The following is a 13,834-nucleotide window of genomic DNA, read 5'->3' on the forward strand; positions in this document are numbered from 1 at the left end:
TCATCCCTCTCCAGGCCGCAGCACGACCTTGACGATTCCGGGTTCCTTGTCGCGGAAGGCGTTGTACGCGCGCACCGCCTCGCCCAGCGGCATCTCCGTGGTGACCAGGCCGCCCGCGTCGATCGGGTCGCCCTGACGCAGCACATCGAGAATGCGGTCGGTCCAGCGACGCACGTTCGCCTGGCCCCAGTGCAGCGCCACCTGCTTGTCGAACAGGTCCCCGATGGGGAAACGCACCATCCAGGCGCCGTAGACGCCGGTCACCGAGACGGTGCCGCCGCGCCGTACCGAGCCGAGGGCATGGTGCAGCGCCGTCAGGCGGTCCGGTTGCACCTTCACCGTCTGCAGCATGCGCTCGGTGAGCGAGCCGTCGGCGTCCATGCCCACCGCGTCGATCACCGAGTCGCCGCCGCGCCCGCCGGTCATCTCCCGTACGGTTTCCACCACGTCGTCCACCGTGGTGAAGTCGATCGTCTCGGCACCGTGCGCTTCGGCGGTCTTCAGGCGGTCCGGGTAGCGGTCGATGGCGATCACGCGACCCGCGCCCAGGTGCTTGGCGATGCGGCAGCACATCTGGCCGATCGGGCCGAGGCCGTACACGACCACCGTGCCGCCGGGCGGGATTTTCGCGTACTCGACGGCCTGCCACGCGGTCGGCAGCACGTCGGCCAGGAGCACCGCCGTGGTGTCGGGGAGGCCGCCGTCGATCTTGATGGGGCCGAAGTGGGCCTGCGGGACGCGCAGGTACTCGGCTTGGCCGCCGGGGACGCCGCCGTACATGTGGGTGTAGCCGAACAGGGACGCGCCCTTACGGCCGTTGAGGTTTTGAGTGGTTTCGCACTGCGAGTACAGCCCCTGGTCACACATGAAGCAGTGGCCGCACGAGATGTTGAACGGGACCACGACCGTGTCGCCGGGCTTGATGTGCGTGACACCCGCTCCGACCTCCTCGACGACGCCGAGCGCTTCGTGGCCGAGGATGTCGCCCGGTTTCATCAGCATCGCCGCGCCATGGTCGTACAAGTGCAGGTCCGAGCCGCACACCGCGGTCGCGGTCACCCTGATCACCGCATCCGTGGGCTCCTCGATGCGAGGGTCGGGCACGTCCTCGACGGACACTTTCCGCGGCCCCTGCCACACGACTGCCCTCATCCGGCTCGCCTCCTCCGTTTCCCACTGCCGCGTCTTCCTGGCCAGGCCAGGTCAAATGACGATAAAGAAGTATCGATGCCGCCCTTGCTCACGCTGCGTGAGCGTCTGACCCGGTCGCCCCTCCCTTCTGCCCGCTGGGTCCGGACGAAAACAGACGCCGCCCTCTGATCGCCGGTTTCCCCCGGTGACCCTCGCGCGCCCATGCCAACCACGACGCAAGGAGAAGCTGACCGACACTTGTAAGTGCTTTGTCCGGCCTTGACCTGCGGTTTCGTACTCTTCCCGCATGTCCCGATGGATAGGCACAGACGGCTGGGAAGTCGAACCCATCCGGCTGAACGGCAGCACCGTCCTCAGAATCCGTCACCTGGGCTACCACGTCGCCTACGCCCGCAGCATCGCCGACCTCACCAAGCACGGCATCGACATCGGCGATCTCGTGGAGGTCGTGGACCTGTAGCTCTGACCGGCCACCTTCCCAGGCAAGCCGGGCCACGCCGTCATTCACAGGCAGTGGTCTATACCGAGACCTCACAGGCCGTCCCTCGTGGGGGGATCGCGGACGTGGATCAACCTCCCGTTGTCCTTCTGTAACGTGTTGCCATCCCTCGTGGGGGCGATGAGGACCCTATCCAGACTGGGCACCTGTGCTTCAACCGCGCGTTGCGCGCCCCCTCCCAGGGATGCCCTTCAGGGATGATCGTGGACGCGTCCGTCGCTGCACCGCGTCACCTGACCGGGTCGTGCGATCCCTCTAGGGAGGATCGTGGACCGGCTGACCTTTTTGAGGACCTGGGGGTTGTCCCCCCGAGACTTATTCGGCAAGATGCGCGGAGAGATCCCCAACGGTTTGATCGGCGTTCCCGCCCAACCCTTGTCGTGCAGCTCATCAGTGGAGCGGACGCCTGCGTGGCCGAGCTAGGGATCATGGAGTCGCCAATGCCAACCGTTGATATAAGAGTCGTATCTGCGGACGGAAGTGCCTACGTTTGGAATCTGGAGTTCCAGGAAGAGTTTCGTGACTACTTCATCCGTTTGCGTGCGCCGGAGGGCATGTCATGGGAGGCTCGAGGGACTGATCTGTTCGGCTGTCTTCGGAATGTGCGGGAGCAGCTAGATCCGGCCGGGTGGAAGATCTGCGTGAACGGGGCCCGGAGGGACGCTTACCCTTCCCGGCTGACCCTTGAGATGTCTGGAGGGTATTACGTCTACATAATTCATCGATGGTGGAGAGCTAGAAGAGTAGCTATATTCGATCCTGCCCCGGCCGAAAAGATAGCCAGTGTAGATGATCACGAGCGATACTATGAGAGGTGGAGAGACTGGATCATGAAAGGCGGCCGGCGCCCGCGTAGTTGATTTTCGGGCATTGCTTTGTCTCGTCCACTTCCAGGAAGGCTGGGTTCCCCCACATCAGGCAGCGCAGAAACGAGTTGAGCGCGAACGCGGCGCGGATGTCGCCAAGCAGTTCGCCCATGCCGTTGTGCTGTGACGCGACTTCCCGGTCAAGATCGAAGACCCGGTAAAGCGCCCCGAACCAGTCGTGAAGAGCGCCCGGCCGTACTCCTGCCCGCTAGGAGAACGGCCCCGGCGGGGCGGTCGCCGCCGCCCTTCAGACCTGCTCCAGAGCCGGGCGCGGCGAGGCGGGCGGTAGCCAGAACGGCCAAGGTCTTCCTTCAGCCGGAGAGAGGAAGGGCTGGAGCGACCAGGACAGGCGGAGAAGCTCGCGCAGCGGGGCCCTGGATGTGAGAGAAAGTTTGGGTCTGGTGGTAATCGCGGGGCGGCGGGCGGGACTACTGGGCGTGGACGATCCCCAAGAGCGATTCACCGCGCTGTACGACCGGTACTACCGGAGCGTGCTGGGCTACGTACTGCTGCGAGTCGAGCAGGGCGTGGCCGAGGACGTGTGCAGCGAGACCTTCCTCGTGGCCTGGCGGCGGATCGACGAACTGCCCGAGCAGGTGCTGCCGTGGCTGCTCGGCGTCGCCCGCAACGTGCTCGCCAAACAGCGTGAGATCCGGTACCGGCGCAAGGTCTTGGTCGACCGGATCTCGGCGCTGACGACCAAGCAGGAGCACGTCGCGTGGGACGTCGCCGAGCACGTGGTGGACCGGGAACAGGCCATCTCCGCCATACGCGATCTTCGTGAGAAGGACGTCGAGGCGATGATCCTGGCCACCTGGTACGGCCTGACGCCCGATCAGGCCGCGACCGTCATGGGCTGCTCGGCGCGCACGTTCAACGTCCGGTTGCACCGGGCGCGACATCGCCTCGCCGCCAGGCTGCGCCAGGAGGCGGAGGTGGCGCGCCGGACGGCGCGAAGGCCCCGCAGCCGGTTCGCCGAGGAGAGCTGACATTCGCGGTATCCACCCGGAGGAAGACATGACCGACCGTATGTTCGCCCGGCTCAGGCCCGATGAGCTGGACGAACTCGCCGAGGTGAGCTACCAGCGGCGACGCCGCGAGGACCTCGCCCGGGCATTTCACAGCACCCGACACCCCACATCGAAGCGGAGCTTTTCCGTGGCACGCCGCCCCATCTTCCTACTGGCCACCGGCGCGGTGGCCGCGGTCGCCGCCGGAGCGGTGGTCCTCTCCACCGGCGTGTTGTCCGGCGCGCCCGCCCGGAACAACCCGCCGGTCGCGGCGGGTTCCCCGAGCACCGCGTCGAGCGCGGCCGGCGGCGCGGGGGCATCGCCGGCCCCGACGCGGATCGACGCACGATCCTTCCTGCTCGCCGCCGCCGACACGGCGCTGCGCGAGCCGACCGCCTCCGGCGAGTACTGGTACGTCCGCGAGCGTTCGATGGACCGCGTCTTCGTCTGGCCCAAGGACGCCCGGTACAAGGAGTTCTGGGCCGAGCTGTCCAAGCTGCAGAAGCAGGAGGCGGCGGAGGTCGAGAAGATCGATGTCAACTCCGACCGGCTCGTGGAGATCAACGAGAAGTACAACAAAAAGCTCGACGAGCTGAGAGAGAGGATCTATCCCGGCCCCTTCCCGTACGAGGCATACAGGGTTCAGGTCACGGAGCGGTGGCGGCCGAAGCGGGCGGGCGGCACCAACCGGGAGAAAAGCAAGGACCTCGATGTCGTCTTCGCCTCGCCGGAGGACGAGGTGAAGTGGAAGGAACTCGGCTCGCCGAAGCTGCTCAAGGACGGAGTTAGGACCGACGACGACAACCTCCCACAGCCGCTGTCGATCCAGAACATGAACATCACCATGCAGAACGTGGGCAAACTTCCGACGTCGAAGAAGGCGCTGGCCGACCGCCTGCGCACCCAGTTCGAGAGCCTGCCGAATCCCGACAAGGATTTCGCGCTCTACCTGTGGCAGACGACCGTCGATCTGATGACCGCCCCGACCACTCCCGGCACTCGGGCCGCCCTCTTCCGGATTCTCGCCGACCAGCCCGGCATCGTCTCCAATGGCGAGGTCAAGGATGCCACCGGACGTGAGGGGGTCGGCCTGTCGCTCAAGGACCCCGACGGGAACGACTTCGGGCTGATCATCAATCCGGACACGGCCGAGCTGCTGGGGTACTCGGTGCGCACCAAGGACGCCGCCCACCGCGTGGCGTACGAGGAGTTCGGCTGGACCGACAGGCTGGGCCAGCGGCCGCAAGGCTAGCCTCCTGCGCGGCGGGGAGAAGGGCGGGTGCCCGGACGGGAGCACCCGCCCGTGCGGAAGGCGGCGGAATGCTATCCCTCCAGGGTTGACTTCCTCCCCACGGCTAAAGCCGGGGGATTCCAACCCTCGCGGGCTGGGTTTCCTGCTTCACAGCCGACCGCACCCGGGCAGACCCGGAGTGTCTTACGTCAGCTCCACAGGCCGACACCGCTCGACCAGCGGCCAGGATGTTCTTGGCGGCGTTGACGTCCCGGTCGTGCCGGGTGCCGCAGGACGGGCACCGCCACGTCCGGGTGCCGAGCGTGAGCTCGGCGAGCAGGTGCCCGCACGCCGAGCACGTCTTGCTGGAGGGGTACCAGCGGTCGATCACGATCAGGCGCCGCCCCTGCCGGGCCGTCTTGTACTCGAGCAGGCGGCGGAACTCCCCCCACCCGCAATCGGAGATGGCCCGGGCCAGGCGGCGGTTGCGGAGCATTCCTCTCACGTTGAGGTCTTCGATCACGATCACGTCGTGGTCGCGGACCAGCCGTGTGCTGGTCCTGTGCAAGAAGTCCCGGCGGGCGTCGCGGACCTTGCGGCAGGCGCGGGCGACCTTCGCGCGGGCCTTGGCCCGGTTGGCGCCGCCGCGCTGTTTGCGGGCCATGCGCCGCTGGTAGCGGGCCAGGTTACGCACCTTGCGCTCCAGGTGGCGCGGGTTGGCGATCTTCTCACCGGTGGACAGGACCGCGAAGTCCTTCACCCCCAGATCCACGCCGGCCATCGCGCCGGTCGCCGGGGCCTGATCGGGATCGGCCACGTCCACCGCGAGGGAGACGTACCAGCGGCCATCCGGGTCGCGGGAGATCGTCACCGTGGACGGGTCGAGCGTGGCCGGGTCCACCTGCGGCCACGACCACACCAGCTCCAGCGGGCCGTCCAACTTCGCCAGGTACAGCCGCCCGGCCCTCCAGCGGAACCCTCTGCGGGTGTACTCCGCGCTCTGCCGCCCGGACCGGGACTTGAAACGGGGGTGGCGGGCGCGTCCCTCGAAGAAGTTGACGAAGGCGCGCTGCTGGGTGCGCAGCACCTGCTGCAGCGGGACCGAGGACACCTCGTTCAGCCAGGCGAATTGTTCGGTGCGTTTGAGCTGGGTGAGGAAGGCGTTGGCCTGCGGCACGTTCGTGGACTGCCGTTCGGTGTGCCAGCGGTGGCGCCGCCAGGCCAGGGTCTGGTTCCATACGACGCGCACGCACCCGAACGTGCGGCTGAGCATCGCCGCCTGCTGCGGAGTCGGGTAGGCCCGACACTTGTACGCCGTCCTCACACCGGGATTTTAGAAGTACGTCGTTCCTGCTTGATGCCATTTCGACTTGGCGGCGGACCGACCTGCGCGGAGGGTGCCCAGCAGCCAGCCGCCCGCGCCTGACAGGGCGAGTACGAGCAGGGTGGATCCGATGAGGTACGGCCAGCGCACGCTCACGTTCTTGACCAGGGCGTCGATGACGATCGACACCGCTCCCGCGAAAACGGCCGTGCCCAGGGACACCAACAGCGTCCCGGCAAGTGTCCGCAGGCAGCGTCGGCGGGCGATGGTCAGGGCCACGATCCCTCCAACCGGGCGAAGGTCAACGGCATGACGCCCGCGACCTCGTACAGGACGACCCACTGGTTTTGCCAGCGCTCCGGGAGGTGGACACGACGCTCCCCAATGGGCCAGGTGGGGCTGTGCCGTTCCGTGACCTTGACCCGAACGGCTTGCCACCGCCCAGCCGCAGCGCGTGGTCGGCCGTCTCGCGACCCTCGCATCGCGGCAGCACGCTTCCCGGCAACAGGGTCAGCAACAGCGACCCGAGCTCGGCCTTCGACACGTTGTCGAAGGTGATCTGCTGCCGGAAGACGGTTTCGGCCGGGACGAGTTCCGAGCCCCCGTCATCGCCTCATTTCGCACGTCCCGTGCCAGGTGGCGCGGGGGTTGCTGCACCGCTGGGTCGCCGTGCCAGAAGGACTTGCGGCCTCGGGCGCCCTCGCGTTGCTATCCCTCCAGGGAGACGCGTGAACGTACGGCAGCACCGGCAAGGACAAGTGGGGCGTGAAGTGGGGTTGCTATCCCCTCAGGAATGATCGTGAACACCGTCCCGGACGGCCTTCATGATGGCGGCGCTCAACGAGGGCTCTGCGATTCACCGTTCTGAGAAGGTCTCTCTGTCTGCCGACGGCCGCGACCGATTCACTCGGATCGAACAACCCGGCGACGGATAGGAGCCGCTATGTCAGCCGAAGACCTCTTTCAGATCAGCCGCTGCGAGACGGACGAGATGGGCGGATCGCGCCTGGTGGAGACCGTCATGACGATGCGGTCGGCCGGGCTCGTCGAGGGGGAGGCGGCGTTGCTCGCCAGCGCTCCCGAGCGGGCCGTCGCGGCGACCTTCGTGGAGGTGCCCGCGGAGGCGAGCGCGAGCGGCTGGCACCGGGCGCCGTGTCGCCAGTACGTGGTTGTGCTGAGTGGCCAGATCGAGATCGAGGCGCGTGACGGCAGCACTCGGTGCCTGGGGCCCGGGGATGTCATCCTCGCCGCCGACACGGAGGGCAGCGGGCATCGCGCGACCGTGGCCGAGGGGCGCGCGCGGCTGTTGTTCGTCTCGCTCGCGGATGACTGAATCACACGCGTGAGGCCCGGTGGTGCCGGCCGGAGATTGAGCTCCGGCCCGCATCACCAGGGTGCGCGATCGGTAGACGGCCAGGACGTGAATCACTTGGACATGGCGCCGCCCTCGGCGCTTCGATGATGAAGGAGCCGAGGGCGGCGGTTGTGTGGTCAGGCCGGTGTGTGGTCAGGCGGGCAGGCCCAGGGTCTTGGTTTCGAGGAACTCGCCGAAGCCCTCGTCGCCGAACTCGCGGCCGAGTCCGCTCTGCTTGTAGCCGCCGAACGGGGCGTCGGGCGCGAACCAGACGCCGTCGTTGACGCTGACGGTGCCGGTGCGGATTCGGCGTGCGACGCCGATCGCCCGGTCGAGGTCCGCGCTGTGGACGGCGCCGGAGAGGCCGTACACGCTGTCGTTGGCGATCGCGACGGCGTCGTCGTCGTTCTCGTACGGGATCAGCGACAGCACGGGGCCGAAGATCTCCTCTTGGGCGACGGTCGCCTTGGGGGCGACGTCGGCGAACAGGGTCGGTTCGACGTAATACCCCTTTGGCCGCGGTGACGGCGTGCCCCCGACGACGAGCCGCGCCTCGGACTTGCCCTTCTCGATGTAACCGAGCACCCGTTCACGCTGAGCCGCGTTGATCAGCGGCCCGACGATCACGGTCGGGTCGGTGGGGTCGCCGGCCTTGACGGACTCGAACGAGGCCTTGGCGATGGACACCCCCTCCTCGTATCTGCTGCGGGGCAGCAGCATCCGGGTCGGCAGCGCGCAGCCCTGGCCGGCGTGCGCGCACATCGAGACCGCCGCGCCGACGACCGTGGGGAGGTCCGCGTCGTCCAGGACGATGTTGGCCGACTTGCCGCCCAGTTCCAGGCACACCCGCTTGAGCCGGGCGGACGCGGCGGCCATGATCTTGCGGCCGGTGGCCGTCGAGCCGGTGAAGGAGACCATGTCGACGCGCGGGTCGGCGACGAGATCCGCGCCGAGGCCGGGGTCGCGGCCCGAGATCACGTTGACGACACCGGCGGGGATGTCGGTGTGCTGCGCGATCAACCTTCCCAGTTCCGTTCCGGACCAAGGGGTGTCCGGGGCCGGTTTGAGGATCACGGTGCAGCCCGCCGCGAGCGCGCCGGCCAGTTTGAAGAGGTTCAGCGGCAGTGGGTAGTTCCATGGCGTGATCGCGGCGACCACCCCGACCGGCTCCCGGAGGATCCTGCGCCGGGACGGCACGCCGGCGAAGGTGTCCCCCACGCCGAGGTCCCGTTCGTAGGGGTGGTTCACCGCGGCGTCCGCCCAGTACGCCGGGGCGTCCAGGATCGTGTCGAGCCAGATCGAGTGCGTCAACGCGACGGGCACGCCGGCCTCCTGGACGGTGACCGTCCGCAGCGTCTTCCGCTCGTTGTGCAGCGCGTCCCGCAGCTGGCGCAGGCAGTGCGCGCGGAATGCGGCGTCCCTCGACCAGTCCGTCATGTCGAAGGCACGTCGCGCCGCGCCGATGGCGGCGTCGAGATCCTCCGGCGTGGCGTCGGCGGCCTCGCCGATCGGCTCCTCGGTCGCCGGGTTCACGTTGGGGTACGTGCGGCCGCCGGTCGCGCGCCGCAGTCGTCCGTCGATCAGCAGGTCACTCACCGAACGCCTCCTCACACCTGGTCCGCCGGCGCTCAGGAGGCCGCGGACTTGCCGGTGAAGTAGGCCTCGACGTCCGGGAACGTGGCGAGGTTCTTGAGCAGACCGGCCGGGTCGAAGTAGTCGGTCCAGCGGGCGATCCTCCCGTCGCGCACGACGAAGACGCCGACGACGGGGACCGTGAGGATCTCCTCGCCGGCCTGGGTCCGGCCGACGTCGACGCGCTCGGTGAAGACGACGTCGCCGTCGGCGGCGATGTTGAGCAGGTCGATGTCCATCACGTAGTCGCCGAAGACCTGGCGGCTCGCCTCGTGCTTGCCGACGATGTCCTCGATGCCGACGGCCGGGGGGAAGCCGCTGTTGCCCCACTCGGCGTCCTCGGTCAGGAACGCGCGCAGGTGGTCGGGCACCTGCGAGATCGGCTTCTGCATGCCGTCGAGGAACGCCTTGACGATCTCAATGTTGCTCATGGGTTGCTCCACATCTTGACGGGATCGGATTCGTAGGGACGTGACCGCGGCCTGGTCAGGACGCGGAGAGCAGGGCCGCCGCGGTCCCGCCGAAGAACTTGGCCTTCTGCTCCTCGCTGAAGTCGGCGACCGCGGGCTGGAAGGTGTTGACCGCGTTGATGAACCCCTCGCTGTGCGGGTAGTCGCCGCCGAACAGGATGTTGTCGCCGAGGCCGGACGCGACGTAGGCTGCGAGCGGCTCCACGGGGTTCACCGTCGAGCGGAAGTGCTCGTACAGGTACTCGCTGGGCGCTCTCTTCAACTGCACCGTATTGCGGCGGAAGAAGCCCTCGACGCGGTACGACACGTCCAGGCCGGGGCCGTTCACCACGCCGCCGATGCTGCCGGGGATGCCGGTTCCGCCGGCGATCAGCGGGTTGATCCACCCGGCGGTCAGCTCGACGGTGACGAACCTCAGCGAGGGGAACCGGTCGAAGACGCCGCCCAGGATCAGATCGGCCACGGCGACCTGGACGCCGAGGTGGCTGAAGACGAAGTCCAGCGCCCCGAACAGCGCGTCGCCGTCGGCCTCGAACCATCCCTCCGGCAGGCCGGAGGCGCGTACGTCGCCGTCCTGGATGTGGAACACGGGGATGATCCCGTTGTCGACGAAGGCCTTCCAGGCACGGTCGTGGTCCGGGTGCGACATGCGCCGGCCGTCCACCAGCCCGTAGGAGAGCAGCGCGAACCGGACGCCGTTGCGGGCCAGGTAGGCCAGTTCGTTCTCCAGCCAGGTCAGGTCGCCGCCGCGCAGCGTGACGTGGCCGGTCGGCTCCAGTCGCTCGCCGCCGTCCTGCTTGGCGGCGGCGGCCCACCTGTTCCACGCCGACATGTTGGCCCGCATGATGTCGAGCCGGTTGCCGAGTTGGCGGCCCCACAGGAAGCCGAAGTGCGGCAGCAGCAGCGCCTTGTCGACGCCCTGCTCGTCGAGTTTGCGCACGCGGGCGCCCGCGTACTGCAGATCCTCCGGGATGTCGGCGAGGTAGTCCGTCTCCGGCGGCAGGTGGTCCTTCCAGCGCTGCCAGGGGGTGATGTGGGAGACGAAGCCGTCCTCCGGCACCGTCTTGGCGTAAATGTAGATTCGCTGGTTGGTCGCGCGCGAGAAGACCCACGGGAAGCCCAGCTCGTCCCGCTCCACCGTCAGCGCCAGATCGCGCTCGTCCGGCGCGATGTGGTCGAGCCACATCCGCGGGTACTCGAAAAGATGCTGATCGAAATCGAAAATCATGACCTGCTCCAATTCACGTGAGAATTCGCGCGGCTGATCACTGGCGCCACTCAAACGCCCGCAGGCCGGGCCGGCAAGCGGCCCGAATTCAAGTGACGTCAGTCGTTTCGGGAATCCAGTCGACCAATGACACGCCCGGCACGGCCTCACGGAAGACGGCCCGCATCGGCATGTCCGGCACGAGCGCGGGGCGGCCGGGAAGGTGGCCGGCCAGCCGGACCCGCGGCGCGTCCCGCAGTTCGACGAGCACGACCGTGTAGGGCACCGGGAACGCCGGGTGCACCTGATGTTCGGCGACGGTCCACGCCACGAGCCGGGCCCGTGGCGCGACCGCCTCCCATGCGACGCGGGTGCCGTGGCACCGGTGGCAGATGCCGCGCGGCAGGTGAAGGAGCTCACCGCACCGCGCGCAGCGGCACACCGCGACCTCGCCGCGTCGCGCCGCGGCCCAGAACCCGCCGGTGTCCGGATTGTCGGCCACCGGCAGCGGCGCGGACGTCACGGCGTGTTCAGCGTTTCGCGCCTGGTCTCAAGCTTGGCGACGTCGAGGTTGTACAGCGACGCGGCGTTGCGCCACAGGACCTTCTCCCGATCCGCCTCGGAGAGATCGCCGAGGCTGTTGTCGATCGCCTCGGTGATTTCGTCGCCGGCCAGGCAGGTCTGGTGCGGATAGTCCGTCTCGAACAGCAGGTTGTCGGTGCCGATCGCCGCCACGTGCCAGGGCTGCAGCTTCTCGTACCAGAAGTTCGCGTACACCTGCCGGCGGAAGTAGTCGCTGGGCAGCAGGTCGTTGGCCGCGAACTCGGGCCGCTCGACCCACGGCTCGTACTTCTTGAAGTGGAAGTCGAGCGACTCCAGCAGGAAGGGGATCCACCCGATCGCGCTCTCCACCGACACGAACCTCAGCCGGGGGAATCGGGCCAGCACGCCGGACATCAGCAGGTCGGCGACGCCGATTCCGCTCTCCATGAAGAAGCTCGTCGTCAGCCGCGCCAGCGTCCCCCGCCAGCCCTCCTTCTCGATGCGCTCGGGGTTCATGTGCCGGCTCAGGTCGCCGCCGCCGACGTGGAAGCTGATCGACAGGCCGGCGTCCTGGGCCGCCGCCCACATCGGGTCCCAGTGGGGGTCCGCGAACAGCGGCCGGCCGTGCTCCTGCGGTTTGCCGGTCGAGACCAGGCCCTTGTGCCCGAGCGCCGCGCAGCGCTCGATCTCGGCGACCGCGGCGTCGACGTCCCAGTACGGGATCAGCGCCAGCGAGAGCAGGCGGTCCGGGTCCACGCTGCACCATTCGAGCAGGAAGTCGTTGTACGCCTGCAGCGCGGCGGTCTGGAACTCGAGGGCGTCGGGTCCGGCGGCGGCGAAGATGTTCGGCCCCACGAAGCCCAGGTTGGGGAACAGCGCGGCGGCGTGGATCCCGTAGGCGTCCAGGACCTTCAGCCGCTCGGTCGCGTCGTACGCGGACGGGTGCATCTGCTCGTAGGTCTGCGCGTAGTCCGGAAACCGCGGCGAGCGGATCGGCCGCCCGTTCTCATCCGGCACCATGATGCAGGTGCCGACGGTGAACAGCGGTTTTCCGGCCACGCACCAGTATTCGCCCTGCCGCTCCTCGATCCAGCGCACCTCGGGAATGAGGTCGCCCCATCGCGCCCGGGACATTCGGCTGGTCCACAGATCACGCGGCTCGTTCACATGCGTGTCGGTGTCGATAATGAGCGGGACACTCATCAGAACCTCCATGGTCGGAACTGCATTTTCGAGAATTCCCGGTGTCGCGGCGGCGGGCGAGGTCCGTGAATTCAGATGAAGCAACCGCCCGCCGGAAAAGGCGTTTTCAGACGCCGACGACGAACGTGGCGACGGTGGTCGCGGAGCCGCCGAGGTTCAGCAGGCCGACCCGCCGGGCGCCGGGGACCTGGTAGTCGCCGGCCCGGCCGCTCACCTGTTTGGCGCCGTCGAGAAGCATGCGCACGCCGGTGGCGCCGACGGGGTGCCCCAGTCCCAGCAGCCCGCCGCTGGGATTGACGGGCAGACGTCCGCCCGGCTCGATGGTGCCGTCCTCGACCGCCTGCCAGGCTTTGCCGGGAGGGGTGACGCCGAAGTGGTCGATGGCGAGGTACTCGGAGATCGAGAAGCAGTCGTGGGTCTCGATGGCGTCGAGTTCGTACGGGCCCGAGATACCGGCCCTGCGGAAGCAGTCGGCGATCGCCGCGCGCAGATGCGGGAAGACGTACTCCGCACGAGCACTGGCGGCCAGCTTGTCCTCCAGCAGCATCGTGCCGGTGCGGTGCCCCCACCCCTGGATGCGCGGCACGGACTCCAGCGCGACGCCACGCGCCCGCGCCCACTCGCCGCCCGCCCGCTCCGATGCCAGGACCACGCCGGCCGACCCGTCGGTGATCCGGCTGCAGTCCTGCTTGCGCAGGATCGCGCCGACGCGGGGATTCAGCTCGTCGTCGGCGTGGAAGGAGCCGTCCGCGAACTCCCACGCCCGCGTCTGCGCGTTGCCGTTGCGCCGCGCGTTGGTGAGGTTGATCTCGGCGATGCGGCCGAGGTGCCGGTGGTCGAGCCCGTACCGGCGCTCGTACTCGACGGCCATGCGGTCGAACATGCTCGGCCAGGGGAACGGCTCGTCCACGATCTCGCGGCCCGTCCACGCGGCGCATCCCAGCCGGAGGCCCGCCTCGGGCCCGGGGACGTTGCGGAGCACCTCGGCGCCGATGACGAGCGCGGTGTCGTAGCGGCCGCTCTCCAGGTCCGCCATCGCGGCGAGGACGGCCATGCCGCCCGAGGCGCAGGCGGCCTCGTGCCGTGCGGCGGGTTTGCCGGCCAGGTCGTGATGGACGGCGGCGACCAGGCCGCCGAGCTGCCCCTGGAAGTTGAACAGCTCGCCCGCGAAGTTCCCGACGTGGATGACGTCGACGTCCGCGGGGGCGATTCGCGCGTCGTCGAGCGTCTCGAGAGTCGCGGACTCGATCAGCGGGTAGACGTCTCCGCCGGGCGCCTTCCGGGCGAAGTCCGACTGCCATCCGCCGAGGATGAAGACTGGTGTGGGCATGTGCGTCCCTTCC

At 68.4% G+C, this 13,834-nt stretch carries 14 protein-coding genes; 4 read left to right on the forward strand and 10 right to left on the reverse strand.

Translation table 11 applies throughout. The features are described 5' to 3' along the window. Nucleotides 1-1,152 (reverse strand): zinc-dependent alcohol dehydrogenase, encoded by a 1,152-nt coding sequence (locus AB0K60_RS19195; RefSeq protein ID WP_364056246.1) that lies wholly within the window; start codon nt 1,150-1,152, stop codon nt 1-3. Nucleotides 1,153-1,438: 286 nt separating this feature from the next. Between AB0K60_RS19195 and AB0K60_RS19200 the strand changes: the two genes are divergently transcribed. Next, a complete protein-coding gene (locus AB0K60_RS19200; protein WP_364056249.1) occupies nt 1,439-1,612 on the forward strand; it encodes a transposase in 174 nt (57 codons plus the stop codon). An 867-nt stretch (nt 1,613-2,479) separates the two neighbouring features. On the opposite strand, the gene AB0K60_RS19205 is transcribed toward AB0K60_RS19200, so the two are convergent. Then, nucleotides 2,480-2,629 carry a hypothetical protein gene (locus AB0K60_RS19205; protein WP_364056252.1) on the reverse strand — a complete coding sequence of 50 codons (150 nt, stop codon included), beginning with the start codon at nt 2,627-2,629 and terminating at the stop codon, nt 2,480-2,482. Nucleotides 2,630-2,954: 325 nt separating this feature from the next. Between AB0K60_RS19205 and AB0K60_RS19210 the strand changes: the two genes are divergently transcribed. After that, nucleotides 2,955-3,506 carry an RNA polymerase sigma factor gene (locus AB0K60_RS19210; protein WP_364056255.1) on the forward strand — a complete coding sequence of 184 codons (552 nt, stop codon included), beginning with the start codon at nt 2,955-2,957 and terminating at the stop codon, nt 3,504-3,506. A gap of 28 nt (nt 3,507-3,534) precedes the next feature. Next, nucleotides 3,535-4,779, forward strand: a complete 1,245-nt coding sequence (locus tag AB0K60_RS19215; RefSeq protein WP_364056258.1) for a hypothetical protein — start codon at nt 3,535-3,537, stop codon at nt 4,777-4,779. 103 nt (nt 4,780-4,882) lie between these two features. Here AB0K60_RS19215 and AB0K60_RS19220 read toward each other — a convergent pair whose 3' ends face one another. Together AB0K60_RS19220 and AB0K60_RS19225 are read right to left on the reverse strand one after the other, a co-directional pair. Further along, the gene (locus AB0K60_RS19220; protein WP_364056261.1) at nt 4,883-6,082 is read right to left on the reverse strand and encodes an RNA-guided endonuclease TnpB family protein; all 1,200 of its coding nucleotides are present in this window, start codon (nt 6,080-6,082) and stop codon (nt 4,883-4,885) included. A gap of 9 nt (nt 6,083-6,091) precedes the next feature. Then, nucleotides 6,092-6,361 carry a hypothetical protein gene (locus AB0K60_RS19225; protein WP_364056264.1) on the reverse strand — a complete coding sequence of 90 codons (270 nt, stop codon included), beginning with the start codon at nt 6,359-6,361 and terminating at the stop codon, nt 6,092-6,094. Between the two features lie 664 nt (nt 6,362-7,025). Here AB0K60_RS19225 and AB0K60_RS19230 point away from each other — a divergent pair. Continuing rightward, a complete protein-coding gene (locus AB0K60_RS19230; protein WP_364056267.1) occupies nt 7,026-7,415 on the forward strand; it encodes a cupin domain-containing protein in 390 nt (129 codons plus the stop codon). A gap of 174 nt (nt 7,416-7,589) precedes the next feature. On the opposite strand, the gene AB0K60_RS19235 is transcribed toward AB0K60_RS19230, so the two are convergent. The 6 genes from AB0K60_RS19235 to AB0K60_RS19260 all read right to left on the reverse strand — a co-directional run bounded on the left by AB0K60_RS19235 (nt 7,590) and on the right by AB0K60_RS19260 (nt 13,821). Then, entirely contained in the window at nt 7,590-9,032 is a 1,443-nt protein-coding gene (locus AB0K60_RS19235; protein WP_364056270.1) for an aldehyde dehydrogenase family protein, read from the reverse strand. Between the two features lie 32 nt (nt 9,033-9,064). After that, nucleotides 9,065-9,499 (reverse strand): limonene-1,2-epoxide hydrolase family protein, encoded by a 435-nt coding sequence (locus AB0K60_RS19240; protein WP_364056273.1) that lies wholly within the window; start codon nt 9,497-9,499, stop codon nt 9,065-9,067. 55 nt (nt 9,500-9,554) lie between these two features. After that, nucleotides 9,555-10,766, reverse strand: a complete 1,212-nt coding sequence (locus AB0K60_RS19245; RefSeq protein ID WP_364056276.1) for an amidohydrolase family protein — start codon at nt 10,764-10,766, stop codon at nt 9,555-9,557. An 88-nt stretch (nt 10,767-10,854) separates the two neighbouring features. Then, complete coding sequence (locus tag AB0K60_RS19250) at nt 10,855-11,268, reverse strand: OB-fold domain-containing protein (RefSeq protein ID WP_364056279.1); 414 nt, start codon at nt 11,266-11,268, stop codon at nt 10,855-10,857. Next, nucleotides 11,265-12,491, reverse strand: coding sequence for an amidohydrolase family protein (locus tag AB0K60_RS19255; protein WP_364056282.1), 1,227 nt, complete (start codon nt 12,489-12,491; stop codon nt 11,265-11,267). The genes AB0K60_RS19250 and AB0K60_RS19255 overlap by 4 nt, the downstream gene beginning before the upstream one ends. Before the next feature lie 106 nt (nt 12,492-12,597). Next, nucleotides 12,598-13,821: an acetyl-CoA acetyltransferase gene (locus AB0K60_RS19260; RefSeq protein ID WP_364056285.1), complete on the reverse strand. Its 1,224-nt coding sequence runs from the start codon at nt 13,819-13,821 to the stop codon at nt 12,598-12,600. Between the last annotated feature and the right edge of the window lie 13 nt (nt 13,822-13,834).

Source organism: Thermopolyspora sp. NPDC052614 (assembly GCF_040678635.1).
GTDB lineage: Bacteria > Actinomycetota > Actinomycetes > Streptosporangiales > Streptosporangiaceae > Thermopolyspora.

Excerpts from the sequence above, each read along its gene's own strand:
- AB0K60_RS19195 (WP_364056246.1), bottom strand. The coding sequence starts at position 1,152 with ATGAGGGCAGTCGTGTGGCAGGGGCCGCGGAAAGTGTCCGTCGAGGAC.
- AB0K60_RS19200 (WP_364056249.1), top strand. The coding sequence starts at position 1,439 with ATGTCCCGATGGATAGGCACAGACGGCTGGGAAGTCGAACCCATCCGG.
- AB0K60_RS19205 (WP_364056252.1), bottom strand. The coding sequence starts at position 2,629 with ATGGGCGAACTGCTTGGCGACATCCGCGCCGCGTTCGCGCTCAACTCG.
- AB0K60_RS19215 (WP_364056258.1), top strand. The coding sequence starts at position 3,535 with ATGACCGACCGTATGTTCGCCCGGCTCAGGCCCGATGAGCTGGACGAA.
- AB0K60_RS19230 (WP_364056267.1), top strand. The coding sequence starts at position 7,026 with ATGTCAGCCGAAGACCTCTTTCAGATCAGCCGCTGCGAGACGGACGAG.
- AB0K60_RS19240 (WP_364056273.1), bottom strand. The coding sequence starts at position 9,499 with ATGAGCAACATTGAGATCGTCAAGGCGTTCCTCGACGGCATGCAGAAG.
- AB0K60_RS19245 (WP_364056276.1), bottom strand. The coding sequence starts at position 10,766 with ATGATTTTCGATTTCGATCAGCATCTTTTCGAGTACCCGCGGATGTGG.
- AB0K60_RS19255 (WP_364056282.1), bottom strand. The coding sequence starts at position 12,491 with ATGAGTGTCCCGCTCATTATCGACACCGACACGCATGTGAACGAGCCG.
- AB0K60_RS19260 (WP_364056285.1), bottom strand. The coding sequence starts at position 13,821 with ATGCCCACACCAGTCTTCATCCTCGGCGGATGGCAGTCGGACTTCGCC.